At 55.1% G+C, this 13183-nt stretch carries 11 protein-coding genes; 8 read left to right on the top strand and 3 right to left on the bottom strand.

Features of this window, described 5'->3' with window-relative positions:
- Positions 1-8: 8 nt before the first annotated feature.
- Genes CAP48_RS00480 through CAP48_RS00470 form a run of 3 tightly spaced genes read left to right on the top strand, consistent with a single transcriptional unit; the run spans position 9 to position 3855 of the window.
- Positions 9-2117 carry a cytochrome c biogenesis protein ResB gene (locus tag CAP48_RS00480; protein WP_369806309.1) on the top strand — a complete coding sequence of 703 codons (2109 nt, stop codon included), beginning with the start codon at positions 9-11 and terminating at the stop codon, positions 2115-2117.
- Between the two features lie 10 nt (positions 2118-2127).
- Positions 2128-3480, top strand: coding sequence for a c-type cytochrome biogenesis protein CcsB (ccsB, locus tag CAP48_RS00475; protein ID WP_100694076.1), 1353 nt, complete (start codon positions 2128-2130; stop codon positions 3478-3480).
- 6 nt (positions 3481-3486) lie between these two features.
- Positions 3487-3855, top strand: a complete 369-nt coding sequence (locus tag CAP48_RS00470; protein WP_100694075.1) for a hypothetical protein — start codon at positions 3487-3489, stop codon at positions 3853-3855.
- Between the two features lie 434 nt (positions 3856-4289).
- Here the strand turns inward: CAP48_RS00470 and lysA are convergent, their stop codons facing one another.
- Both lysA and CAP48_RS00460 read right to left on the bottom strand, forming a co-directional pair.
- Complete coding sequence (gene lysA, locus CAP48_RS00465) at positions 4290-5588, bottom strand: diaminopimelate decarboxylase (protein ID WP_100694074.1); 1299 nt, start codon at positions 5586-5588, stop codon at positions 4290-4292.
- A gap of 260 nt (positions 5589-5848) precedes the next feature.
- Positions 5849-6115, bottom strand: coding sequence for a lipoprotein (locus CAP48_RS00460; protein WP_192871259.1), 267 nt, complete (start codon positions 6113-6115; stop codon positions 5849-5851).
- Between the two features lie 33 nt (positions 6116-6148).
- Here CAP48_RS00460 and cyaY point away from each other — a divergent pair, with 33 nt between their 5' ends.
- The gene (gene cyaY, locus CAP48_RS00455; protein ID WP_100694073.1) at positions 6149-6478 is read left to right on the top strand and encodes an iron donor protein CyaY; all 330 of its coding nucleotides are present in this window, start codon (positions 6149-6151) and stop codon (positions 6476-6478) included.
- 149 nt (positions 6479-6627) lie between these two features.
- On the opposite strand, the gene CAP48_RS00450 is transcribed toward cyaY, so the two are convergent.
- The gene (locus CAP48_RS00450) at positions 6628-9081 is read right to left on the bottom strand and encodes a penicillin-binding protein 1A (protein ID WP_100694676.1); all 2454 of its coding nucleotides are present in this window, start codon (positions 9079-9081) and stop codon (positions 6628-6630) included.
- A gap of 207 nt (positions 9082-9288) precedes the next feature.
- On the opposite strand from CAP48_RS00450, the gene CAP48_RS00445 reads away from it, so the two are divergent.
- The 4 genes from CAP48_RS00445 to CAP48_RS00430 all read left to right on the top strand — a co-directional run bounded on the left by CAP48_RS00445 (position 9289) and on the right by CAP48_RS00430 (position 13147).
- Positions 9289-9864, top strand: coding sequence for a shikimate kinase (locus tag CAP48_RS00445; RefSeq protein WP_100694072.1), 576 nt, complete (start codon positions 9289-9291; stop codon positions 9862-9864).
- A gap of 8 nt (positions 9865-9872) precedes the next feature.
- Positions 9873-11006 (top strand): 3-dehydroquinate synthase, encoded by a 1134-nt coding sequence (aroB, locus tag CAP48_RS00440; protein ID WP_100694675.1) that lies wholly within the window; start codon positions 9873-9875, stop codon positions 11004-11006.
- A gap of 3 nt (positions 11007-11009) precedes the next feature.
- Positions 11010-12140 (top strand): deoxyguanosinetriphosphate triphosphohydrolase, encoded by a 1131-nt coding sequence (locus CAP48_RS00435; protein WP_100694071.1) that lies wholly within the window; start codon positions 11010-11012, stop codon positions 12138-12140.
- 167 nt (positions 12141-12307) lie between these two features.
- Positions 12308-13147: a DNA-binding response regulator gene (locus CAP48_RS00430; protein ID WP_100694070.1), complete on the top strand. Its 840-nt coding sequence runs from the start codon at positions 12308-12310 to the stop codon at positions 13145-13147.
- Positions 13148-13183: the final 36 nt, after the last annotated feature.

The raw sequence follows: 13183 nt of genomic DNA, 5'->3' as shown, positions 1-13183 counted from the left end.
TTTTTCTTATGACAAACTCAGTATCAAGATCAAATGCCAGAGCCTGGGGCGCCCAGCTCGTAGAATTGCTTGGCTCTATGCGTTTCGCGGTGAGCCTGCTCATGTTCATCTGCGTGGCCAGCATTATCGGCACCGTGTTGCAGCAAAACCAGCCAGACCTGACCTACACCGACCAGTTCGGCATGTACTGGTACGCTGTCTTCAGCAAATTCGGCGTGGCAAAAATTTACAACACATGGTGGTTCCTGCTCATCATGACCTTTCTGGTGGTCTCCACCAGCATTTGCCTGATACGCAATGCGCCCAAAATGCTCAAGGATATGCGCTCGTTTCGCGAATATATTCGCGAAGGCAGCTTGCGCGCCTTCCCTCATCGCATTGACGTTCAAACCGGTCTTGGCGCCACTGCCTCGCTGGAGCAGGCCCGGGGCTGGCTTAAGAAGCACGGGTATGCGATCAAGGAAAAGACAGACGCTACGGGGACGCTGCTGGCTGCGAAGAAAGGCAGCGCCAATCGATTGGGCTATATTTTCGCGCACGGTGCCATTGTCATTGTCTGTATTGGCGGGCTGCTCGATAGTGAGTTGCCCAATCGGCTACAAATCTGGCTGGGCGGCAAACAGCCTATTCCCGAGACGGCCCGGTATGTTTCCGAGGTGCCTCCCGAGGCCCGCTTTTCGCCGGGTAATCCAAGTTTTCGCGGCAATATCTCAATTGCAGAGGGCAATACGTCCAATACCGGGATATTGGCGCTAAGCGGCGGGCAGTATTTGCAAATGCTGCCGTTTGACATCAAACTCAATAAATTCATCATTGAGTATTACGAAACCAACGGCATGCCTAAGCGCTTTGCCAGCGAAGTCACGATCACAGACAAGCAAACCGGCCAGGTTTCCGACGAAACCATCGAGGTGAACCATCCATTTCAAATGCATGGCATCACGCTTTATCAGTCCAGTTTCCACGACGGCGGCTCCAAGGTCTCCCTGACGGGTTATCCATTGGCTGGCAGCGGCAGTGCGCCCTTTGAACTGGCCGGTGCCGTGGGTGAACAGACGCGTGTCACCACGACCGTTAATGGACAGGCCAAGAACTACACAGTGACGTTCGACGACTTCAAACCCATCAACGTTGAAGATTTGTCTGCCCCCAGTCCGGGCGCGGCCCAGCCCAGCACATTTCAGGAAGACATTCTGGCTGTGACCGGCAGTGCTGCGGGCAGAAACGAGAAAAAACTGCATAACATCGGGCCCAGCGTGTCCTATACATTGACCGATGACCGTAACCAGTCGATCAAATTCAACAACTACATGCTCCCGGTCATGCTGGAAGACGCTCCCGTCTTTCTGATTGGCATGCAGTTGCCCGGCGATACGATGTTCCGCTATGTCCGGATTCCAGCCGATGGTAAAAGTTCCGTCAACGAATTTCTCGCCATGCGCGCCGCTTTCAATGACCAGGCCATGCGTCTGAAAGCGGCCACTGCCTATGCAGAAAAGAACCAGGATCCTCGCATCGACAAGGCGGTCATTGTCCAGTTGGCCGAGCGCGCGCTTAGCGTGTTTGCCGCCGATGGCTTTGCCGGAATCGACAAATATGTCGAAGGCGTTGGCGTACCTGAAAAGGACCGGGTTCCGGCGGAACTGCGCGAGCCCATGAAGAAAATCCTGCGTGAGTATCTGTTGTTCGGCGCCATTGAGCTGCGCAATCTGGCGCGAGAGCAGTCTGGACTTGCACCCATCGTATTCGAAGGCCCTGACGCCCAAGCGCAGGCGCGCTGGTTCGATCTGTCCTTGCGGGCCGTTTCTGACCTGGCAAATTATCCGGCGCCCGTGTTCCTTCAGTTGAAAACCTTCCAGCATATTCAGGCCAGTGTTTTGCAGGCGACTCGCTCCCCGGGTAAACTATTGGTTTATGGGGGCTCCATCCTGCTAATGCTCGGTGTGTTTTCCATGTTTTACATCCGCGATCGCCGTATCTGGATCTGGATCAAGCCCGGACAGGGCGATAACGACAGCCGCATGATGGCAGCCATGACCTCTCAAAAGCGTACACTCGACTTCAATCGTGAATTCGAGCGCTTCCGCCATCACTTTACCGGCAATCAAAAAGCCTAGGGGCATTTATATGTCAAATACCATTGTGACCGCATCAGGAACCGCCGACCATCTGGCCGATTGGGAAAAGAATATCTCCGAGTCTGGCGACGGTCGTGTGCTGCGCGGCAAACCGGATCTCTCGGATCTCGTGTTTTTGCTCGTGCTGCTGGCCGGGGCAATTTATGCGATTTTCCGGTATTCGGATTCGATGGATATCTACGAAAAAGCCATTCTGGTCGGAATGACGTTTGCTGCCACCTGGATCGGCTGGCTCTGGCGCCCGGCTCGCAAGCTCATGATTGCATGCGCGCTGGCCGCGGGCCTGGCACTATGGCTGTACGACGGGCAACTGGCCCATGCAGAAACCAACTTTCTGTTGAAGTATCTGTTGTCGTCGCAATCGGCCATTTTGTGGATGTGCGCACTGTTTTTCATGGCTACCGTGTGTTACTGGATCGGCTTTGTCAGTACAACGGGTGCCTGGATGGGTTCGGCATTCACCTGGGCCGGTGTCTTTGCCGGCTTTACCGGCTTGCTGGTGCGCTGGCGCGAGGGTCACCTGATTGCCCCTGATATGGGACACATCCCGGTCAGCAACCTGTATGAAGTCTTCGTGCTGTTCTGTCTGATCACCGCCCTGTTCTACCTGTATTACGAGAGGCGCTATAACACGCGTGCCCTGGGCGGCTTTGTGCTGCTCATCATTTCCTCGGCGGTCATTTTCCTACTCTGGTACACGTTCGAACGTGATGCAGCAGTCATTACCCCTCTGAACAATGCATTGCGCAGCTGGTGGATGAAGCTGCATGTGCCGGCCAACTTCATCGGGTATGGATCCTTTTCGCTGTCAGCGATGGTGGGTTTTGCTTATCTGGTGAAACAGCATGGCGCCACCACCAGTTGGAAACCCATGATTCCGCTGCTGCTCATTGGCGGCGCGATGGTGTCCGAGCTCTTCATCTTCAGTGACAGAGACAATATGGGCTTCTGGTTTGTCTATTTCCTGGCCAGCCTGATCATCGTCGCTGCCATCCTGCTCGGACGTCGTGTCATTGCCGCCAAGCTGCCGCCGCTGGAGGTTCTGGACGATATCATGTACCGCTCCATCTCCATCGGCTTCGCGTTCTTTACCGTGGCCACCATTCTGGGCGCCTTCTGGGCTGCCGATGCCTGGGGTACCTATTGGCAATGGGACCCGAAAGAAACGTGGGCCTTCATCGTCTGGCTCAATTACGCCGCCTGGCTGCACCTGCGTCTTATGAAGGGCATGCGAGGCACCTTTGCTGCCTACTGGTCGCTGGTCGGCTTGGTTATCACCAGCTTTGCCTTCCTGGGCGTCAACATCTTCCTGTCGGGTTTGCACTCCTACGGAGAGCTGTAGCAGGACATGGACACAAATGCCGGCCTGCCTAAAAAGGCAATAGCCGATTATAGTGCCGAAAGCACCAAAAAAAAGGGGATACCAGGTTATACAGCAACCGGGTATCCCAACAGGGAAATCGTCAATTTATCTTTCTGCGCTAGCGGCGACCTGCACGGTAACAACCGTCACCCTGGTCGGCCGATGGCTTCACAATATCTCTTGGTCGGATGGCTGCGCCGCCCCATTTTCCGGTCAAACGATGCGCCAAAAAACCATCGCCCTGGCAGGACGATGGACCAAAACACGATTTCTGCCGCAGTCAGGAAACACCAAAAACGTAAACGCCTAACGAATACCACTACTGTATATAAGAAAACTTTATACGTAAAATAGAGAATTCTTATTTGTATATTGCGTACAAGCTATTGACTCGACCGACTAGGCTAGAACCGTTAAATCGCGGGCGTTTCGGGCGGATGAGGGTAACAGCCGGTCTGTTGTCGCGTTACCGCTGGGCATTGGCTGCGGCCAGCAAAGCCCGGCGCCATGGGCGCGACAGCAACAAGGCACCGCGGTCGCGCGCTGTCAGCACGATTGGCCACATTGACCAGGTCAATCTGGCGAAGAGGCCCTCACTGAGTGGGCCCATCGGCCCAGGGAACGCAGCCTGTCGGATAAGCGAGCAGACCCGTTTGGCAAGACAACGCAGCATCGCAGGCAGGCATAGGCCATTGCAGTCCCTCCGCTGTGCATTCTCTGCGGGTTTAACGGAAAAAGCGAATGCCCCACCGCTGCATTCGCTCCATTGAATCGGTTCAAGACAAGGTTCAGCCCGGCAACATCTGCTCCGAAGCAAAGAGCTCTTCCACGGTTTCGCGTGGGCGGATCAGATAGCTTTGGTCGCCGTCGACCATGACTTCGGCACAGCGTGGCCGGCTATTGTACTGGCAGGACATGACAAACCCATAGGCCCCGGCCGATTCGATCACAAGCAGATCGTTTTGCGACAATTGCAATTCCCTGTCGCGCGCGAGCCAGTCGCCACTTTCGCAAATCGGCCCCACAATGTCGTACACCCTGGGTTGAGCCTCGCTGCTGTGGCCAGACCGGCTGACGGCCGGCAGAACGCCATGCCAGGCGTCATACAGGGTGGGCCGCAGCAGATCGTTCATGGCTGCGTCCACAATGGCAAAATTCTTGCTTTGGTGATGCTTCAGATACTGCACGCGCGTCACCAGGATGCCGGCATTGCCCACCAGCGAACGTCCCGGCTCCATTATCAGTTGCAGATGGCCATAGCCGCGCGCCTGCAGCATAGCAAACACTTCGTCCAACAGCATGGCCGGGGCAATAGGGGTCTCGTCCTGATAGCGGATACCCAAACCTCCGCCAATATCCAGATGCTCCAGCGCGATATCGATGCCCGCCAGCGTATCCAGCAAATTGAGCAAGCGCTCCAGCGCATCCAGATAGGGTTCGATTTGCGTGATCTGAGACCCGATATGGCAATCGACGCCAACAATTCTGATTCCTGGCAATACGGCAGCCCGTTGGTACACCTGCGCAGCTATTTCAATCGCAATACCAAATTTGTTATCTTTCAGGCCGGTGGAAATATAGGGATGAGTTTTGGCATCCACGTCCGGGTTCACACGAAGAGACACGGGCGCGACACATCCGAGCTGGCTCGCAATTGACGAGATACGTTCCAGCTCGTCGGTCGATTCCACATTGAAGCATTTGACGCCTGCCTGCAGTGCCGCCTTGATTTCCCAATCCTGCTTGCCCACGCCCGAAAAAACAATGGTGTCGGCCTGCGCACCGGCCTTAAGGGCGCGGGCCAGTTCGCCGCCGGAAACAATATCGAAACCGCTCCCCCATTGAGCGAACTGTTGTAACACAGCCAAATTGGAGTTGGCCTTCATGCCAAAACAGACCAACGCATTCCGATTCGTCAGCGGCTGTGCGTAAGATTCCCAGGCGGCTTTCAGGGCGGCGCGGGAATACACGTACAACGGCGTGCCGTAGCGTTCGGCCAGTTCGGCAATAGAGACAGACTCGGCCATCAATTGCGAGTTGTCGTAATGAAAAAAAGGTGTACCCGCCGGGGCATTTAGTTCAGACATGATAAACAGTAGTTATTAAGACGATTAAAAGATTGGTATTGGGCAACGTAGCACCACAATACCGTAATAATTGAGGCCATCGTGACCAATACAAGGTATCACTTCATGCGACCGGAGGCTTCATGCCGGGGCTGACGTTGGCGTTCATCGAGTGAACTCACTTTACCAGGCTTGCTGTCGCGTACGACCCTTTTGCTAGGCATTGCGAGCCATAAACTGCAAGCTGCGGACTTGCGATTGTGGGGATTGGCCATGCGCCATCACGGTACGGCGTTCGAATCTGCATGGTGAACCGGATGATCGGCGGCGGCATTGACATCGCTGACCGCATCGCGCTTTGCCTTTTTCTCTGCGGCTGCCTTGGCCTTGCGAGCCTCGATGCGCGCCTCCCGCTCCTGCAGTTTCTGTTTCTGTTCTGGCGTAGGAATATACAGTGGTGCTTTATAGCCACAAGCCGTTAAACCCACACTGCCGACAAGGAGGGTTACAATAATGGCTACACGGCGTTTTATACTTAACCCAGACACGGTACACCCTTAAATTTTTTACAGAACCATATTATGACTGAATCAGAATTTCTTGCACGCGCAGATGCCATCCTGGACAAGATCCACGAGCAGGTCGACAATTGGTTTGAAACCCTGGATATCGATCTTGATGCCAGTCGCAGCGGCCAGGTGCTCACCATTGTATTCGATCAGAAATCCCACGTCGTAGTCAACAGTCAGGCGCCGCTACAGGAAATGTGGGTCGCAGCGCCATCAGGCGGATTCCATTACAAATTTGATAATAACAACTGGGTTGACACACGTGACGGTACGGGTCTTGCAGACAATCTAAGCCGCATTTTTTCCGACATCACTGGCCAGACGCTCACAGTAACGCTCTGACATTGGCGGCACCAGCCGCCTGCACCCCTGCGCCCATAGAAAAAGGACTCATGCTTTGCAGTGCATGAGTCCTTTTTCTATGACAATCGTAGCGGTGGTTGTCAGGCCGTTTGGTATCCGAGTCACTCGGAAGCCGGCGGCCAGGGGGCTTAGAACCGTATCGGCGGCCCGCCCATGGGATTGAACGACTCCAGGGCCTTGCCGATCGCATCGCCCGATTGCGAGCCTGCCGGTTTGGCGGCGTTCGGGTCGCGCACGCCGCTGCCAGAGACACCGATGTTGGCCAGTGCCTTGCCCAGAGGAAATTCTGTAAAATAGTAGTTATCACCCACCTTGGTCAGCCCTTCGGGCATGGGGCCAGATGCGGTGACAGGCACTTTCTTGAGAGCTACCTGCATGTAATTGAGCCAGATCGGCATGGCTGCGCCACCGCCGGTTTCCCGGTCGCCCAGCGATCTAGGCTGATCAAAGCCCAGCCAGGAGATGCCTACCAGTTTTGGGGTGAAACCGGCAAACCAGGCATCGAACGACTGATTGGTCGTACCGGTTTTGCCGGCGATGTCGCTGCGTTTCAGTGTTGCCTGCGTTCTGGCCGCCGTACCCGATTTGGCAACCCCGCGCAGCATTTCGTTCATGACGTAGGCTGTGCGCGGATCCAGGACCCGGTTGGCTTCATCGCCCGCTTTTGCTGGCTGGGCCTTCATAATGACCCGTCCTGTGGAAATGTCGACGACAGAGTCAATGATAAACGGATTGACGCGATAGCCGCCATTGGCAAAAACTGAATACGCACTGGCCATTTGCAGCGGCGTCACGCTTCCGGCGCCCAATGCCATGGTCAGGTAGGCACTTTTGGGCGGCTGGCGGGCCGGATCAAAGCCGAAGCGGGATATAAATTCGCTGGAAAATTCAGGGCCCACCGTTTGCAGGATGCGGATGGAGACCATGTTTTTCGATTTGTACAGGCCTTGGCGCATAGTCTGGCTGTAAGAGTATGAATTGCCGTAGTTTTTCGGGCTCCACGGCTTGTTGCGTGTCTGGGCTGCGCTCAGATGGAAAGGCTGGTCTGAAATGTTGGTGCCTGGGGTAATGCCGCGCTCAAGCCCGGCTGCATACACAAAAGGCTTGAAGGTAGAGCCGGGCTGGCGCCAGGCCTGAGTGACGCGATTGAAGTCGCCACGGTTAAAGTCAAAGCCGCCGATCATGGATTCGATGGCGCCGTTTTGTGGGTTCAGCGAAACGAAAGCGCCCTCGACACCGGGCATATTAATAATGGTCCAGACGTTGTCGACCTTCTGCAGATAAATAACGGAACCGCGCTGAATCCGGCGCGCAACCGGACCGGTCTTGACCAGGGCCCGCTTTACATAGCCCAGCGACTTGCCGCTTAACTCATAGATCTGCTCGGGGGTGCGCGCCGCGACCACTTTGGTGGCGCTGGAGGACAGCACCACGGCCGTCACCAGATCATCGCTATCGCGATATTTGTTGCGGATCTCCTCCAGGGCAAGATCAAACCGTTCCGTATCGTTTTCAATGCCTTCGGGCAGATCCACCTGCGCGGCCGGTCCGGGGTAGGGCTTTCTGCGCGTATACGACATAATGCCTTCACGAACCGCCTGGTAGGCTGCTTCCTGGTCTTCCGAACGAATCGTCGTGTATACGCTCAAACCACGTCCGTACACATTATCCTTATAGACGTTGTACATCAGTTGCCGGGCCAGTTCTGCTACGTATTGGCCGTGGCGCGCAATGTTGGTTTCAGGGGTTTCCAGCGTCACGTCGCGCAGTACAATTTTTTGCGCAAGGGCCTGCTGATGTTGTTCTGGTGTGATATAGCCCAGCAGTTGCATACGGCCCAGCACATAGTGCTGGCGCGCAATGGCGCGTTTCATATTGGCGCGCGGATTAAAACGGGAAGGTGCCTTGGGAATGCCGGCCAGCAATGCCGCTTCAGCGATGGTGACTTCGGATAGCGGTTTGCCGTAATAGGTGCGCGAGGCAGCGGCAAAACCGTAGGAACGGTGTCCCAGGTAGATCTGGTTCAGATACAGCTCAAGAATTTGTTCCTTGCTCAGGTTTTGTTCGATTTTGTAGGTGAGCATCAATTCGTAGAATTTACGAATAAAGGATTTTTCCGAGGACAGGTAAAAATTACGTGCTACCTGCATGGTGATGGTACTGGCTCCCTGGGACTTGGCGCCCGAGACGATATTGGCCAGGACGGCACGACCAACACCAGACCAGTCTACCCCCCCGTGATCATAGAAATTGTCATCTTCTGCCGCCAGCAATGCCTGTTTCATCACATCGGGAATTTCATTGAAGCGCAACACATTACGCCGCTCTTCGCCGTATTCCGCCAGCAGCACCTTGTCTGCCGTATAAACCCGCAACGGCACCCGTGGACGATAATCGGTCATCGCCTTCAGATCGGGCAGGTTTGGCCAGGTCAGCGCAACGGCCAGGGTGCCCAGCAACAAGCCGCAAAGCCCGAGGCCGATGCAGAAGATGACGGATTGAAAAAGGAACCGGCCTATGCGCGAGCCTGCGCTCGAGCGCTGCGGGGTTTTACGAGGGGAGTTGGGTTTACGTGTACTCATCGCAGGCAATTTTAATCCCTTCCAGCGCGAAAAGCTGGAATTTTCGGCTGTTTCTGTAACTGAATTGTGCAGTATGGCGAACATGTGCTATGTTGCAACAAATAAACGACAAATCCTTGAAAACATGGTGTCATTTCTTTGACAACGTCAAAAGAACAGCTGTATTTTCACGCCCCGGCGTAACCGGGAGAAAAACCTTTCACGCACATGCAGCACACAGAACAGGGCGGTACCCATGTCCGCCGAACCGATCAGGCGCCCATTTTCCTCATTGGAATGATGGGCGCCGGCAAAACAACCATAGGCCGAGGTCTTGCCCGTTCCCTGGGCAGAGAGTTCCTGGACCTGGACCACGAGCTGGAATCCCGCTGCGGGGTCAGTATCCCTACCATTTTCGATATCGAGGGCGAGGCCGGCTTTCGGCGCCGTGAAACGCAGGTGCTGCAAGAGATCACCCTGCGCCGCGACGTCGTGCTGGCCACCGGCGGCGGCGCCGTCGTGGCCCCAGAAAATCAGCAACTGCTGCGTACGCGCGGTATCGTGCTGTACCTGAAGGCGGGCAGCGATGAGCTCTTTCGGAGAGTCGCAAAGGACAAAAACCGCCCAATGCTGCTGACGGCCAACCCCAAAGCGCGTATCGTTGAGTTGTTAAGGCAGCGCGAACCCATTTATGAGAGCCTGGCCGATTTCACGGTAGAAACCAGCCACGGCTCCATCAACACGGTGCTCGAGGCCATTGACCGTTTATTGAAAGATTATCAACAACGAGGTGAAAGAATCTGATGGCTTCCATGGCTCCCGTTAACGTCGTTACGTCCGCTGGACAATACCCCATTCACATTGCGCCGGGACGCCTGCAGCACATCGCTGATTCTGTCCCGGAAAACGCCACACGGCTGGTCGTCATCAGCAATCCGGTGGTCGACGGCTTTTATGGCGATATGCTGCGTCAGGCGCTGGCCAGCCTGAACAAGCCGGTACTCACCATCATTGTTGCCGATGGCGAATCTTTCAAGTCGCTCGACACCCTTAACATCATCTACGACCGCATGCTGGGCGAAAAACTGGATCGCCGCGCCGTCGTTCTGGCACTTGGCGGCGGTGTGATCGGTGACATGGCCGGTTTTGCGGCAGCCACTTATATGCGCGGCATCCGCTATATGCAGATACCCACCACGCTGCTGGCCCAGGTCGATTCCTCGGTCGGGGGCAAAACGGCGGTCAATCACCCGCTGGGCAAAAATATGATCGGTGCGTTCTATCAGCCGGTCAGTGTCGACATCGACATCAATGTACTGCGTACGCTGCCAGCCCGTGAGGTTTCTGCCGGGCTGGCCGAAGTTATTAAATACGGGCTGATCCTGGATCGCGAATTTTTTGAATGGTGCGAGAACAATGTGAAGCAGCTGGTGGCGCTTGATGCCGATGCACTGGCGTACGCCATTGGACGATGCTGTGAACTCAAGGCTCAGGTGGTGTCCGAAGACGAAAAGGAAACCGGCCTGCGCGCCATCCTTAATCTGGGCCACACCTTTGGACACGCGATAGAAGCGGGCCTGGGGTTTGGCACATGGTTGCACGGCGAGGCCGTCGCCTGCGGTCTGGTGCAGGCCGCGGTGCTGTCGGGCAAGGTACTTGGCCTTCCTTCCACCGACATCAAGCGGGTGCGCGCCCTGGTGCGGGCCATCGGTTGCCCCGATATCGCGCCCGATTTCGGCGAAAGTACCTGGCTTGATCTGATGCAGGGAGATAAAAAAACCGAAGGCGGCGAAATACGATATGTCCTGATGTCTGCCATCGGCAAGGCACAGGTTCGCGCAGCGCCCCTGAAGCTGGTTCAGGAAACCCTGAGCCTGACCGTTGGCGACATTGCCATTGACCGAGATTTCCAACAGGGCCAGGCAATGGCGCAAAACCAGGCGTAAGGCATGACAGGAACCACGCTCGCTCCCTATGCCACGCATCCGGCTCAATCCAAAGGCCGGCAGCATTCAGAAGCGATAGATCCCGCGCGCGACCCGTTCCAGCGGGACCGCGACCGTATTATTCACAGCGGCGCGTTTCGGCGGCTGGAATATAAAACGCAGGTCTTTGTGAATCACGAAGGTGATTTATTTCGCACCCGGCTAACCCATAGTCTGGAGGTGGCGCAAATTGCGCGCGCAGTGGCACGCAACCTTGGCTTGCATGAAGACCTGACCGAGGCGATCTCGCTTGCGCATGATCTGGGCCATACGCCGTTTGGCCATGCCGGGCAGGACGCGCTTCATGAATCCATGCAGACATTGCGTCCCGATGCCGGCGGCTTTGAGCACAATCTGCAAAGCTTGCGCGTTGTTGATGAGCTGGAAGAACGCTATGCGTCGTTTAACGGCCTGAACCTGACTTTCGAAACCCGTGAGGGAATCCTCAAGCATTGTTCACTGTCTCATGCGCGCCAACTGGGCGAAGTCGGACAGCGCTTTATTGCCAAGAAACGACCGGGCCTGGAAGCGCAACTGGCCAACCTGGCCGATGAAATTGCCTATAACAATCATGATATTGATGACGGCCTGCGTTCGGGTCTGATTACAATTGAGCAGATGCGTCAGGTGCAGCTTTTTGCCACCTATCACGATGAAGTGAGTCGCTTGTTTCCCGACGTTGCCGGGCGTCGGCTGATTGCCGAAATTATCCGTCGCATGATAAACGCGCTGATCGTCGATCTGACCCAGACAGCACGTCAAAACCTGCAGGCGCACCGGATTCAGACGCGAGAGGACGTAACTCACGCCCCGCCGTTGCTGCAATTTTCCAAACCCATGCGCGCGCAGGCCGATGAGCTCAAATCCTTTCTGATGCACAATCTGTATCGTCACTACAAGGTCATGCGCATGGCCAACAAGGCCACCACGATTGTGCAATCGCTGTTCAAGGCATTTGTGGATGATCCGCGGCTCATGCCGGCGAGCTACCGTCATGAAGACGAGCGCAGGCAGGCACGGGCCGTTGCCGACTATATCGCAGGCATGACCGATCGTTATGCAATCAAGGAATACAAGCGTCTGTTTGTCGTATAAACATCCCTGTTGTCGTGTCAGTCGGATTGACTGACGTTAAAAATTTTCGATAAAAGCGGGTTTCATTCTTTTTTTTAAAACCATCTAGGATTAATTTCAAAATAGGAACTTTGCATCTTGTTGGAAAATGATTTCGCCTTTTAAATTTGATAGTCAAGCGAAATCCTATGGACAGTCCGGCCTCATCCTCGCGCAGCCCCCATACGCTGTTTGTCGACGGCAATATGCAAAACCTGCAAGGCATACTTGCTGCTTTGCGTAGCGCTGGCTTTCGAATCACAGTTGCATTTGACGGACTGCAGGGATACGAAAAAGCCATTACGTCGCAACCCGATGTCATTGTCTCCGAGTTGAATCTGCCCCGGCTGGACGGCATTCCGCTATGCCGTCGCCTCAAGGCCAATACACTTACTACAGACATCCCCGTACTTTTCTACAGCAACCAGGATGATCCGCAATCACGCATCCAGGCGCTGGAATACGGTGCCTCTGATTTCATCTCCAAGTCTCGTCCACATGACGAAGTTGTCGCACGCATTCGTATCCACACCGGTATTTCGCAGCGGCTGCACAGCGTTCGCCAGCAACAACCATCAATGCTCATCCCAGACCGGCCGTCGCAATACAGTGCCATTGACAGCGATGACGAGGTCGCGGTACGCATCGTCATGCAATATGCCCAGGATAACCTGGCCGAAGACCTGAGCCTGCCCAAACTGTCGGCGCTGGTATCCATGAATAAAAAGCGGTTAAATCGTGCGTTCTACAATGTTTGCGGTTGCAGTGCGTTTGAATACATTCGTGATTTACGCATGCGAACCGCAAAACATTTGCTGGCTACTACATCGCTACGCACTTTTACCATTGCTGAGGATGTCGGGTTTTCCAACTCGGCCAATTTCGCAACGGCATTTCTGAACAAGCAGGGCATGACTCCATCGGAATACCGCCGGAAAATGAAGCAATTACGGGTTTCCGAGAGTATGAAAAACACCAATGACGTATAAGGCAAGGCAGCGAAACGGGCTACAATTTAGAAAAAG

This window comes from Advenella sp. S44 (assembly GCF_002810445.1).
Taxonomy (GTDB): domain Bacteria; phylum Pseudomonadota; class Gammaproteobacteria; order Burkholderiales; family Burkholderiaceae_B; genus Advenella.
Note: the sequence above shows the minus strand (reverse complement) of the source record. Positions and strands in the feature narration are given on the sequence as shown.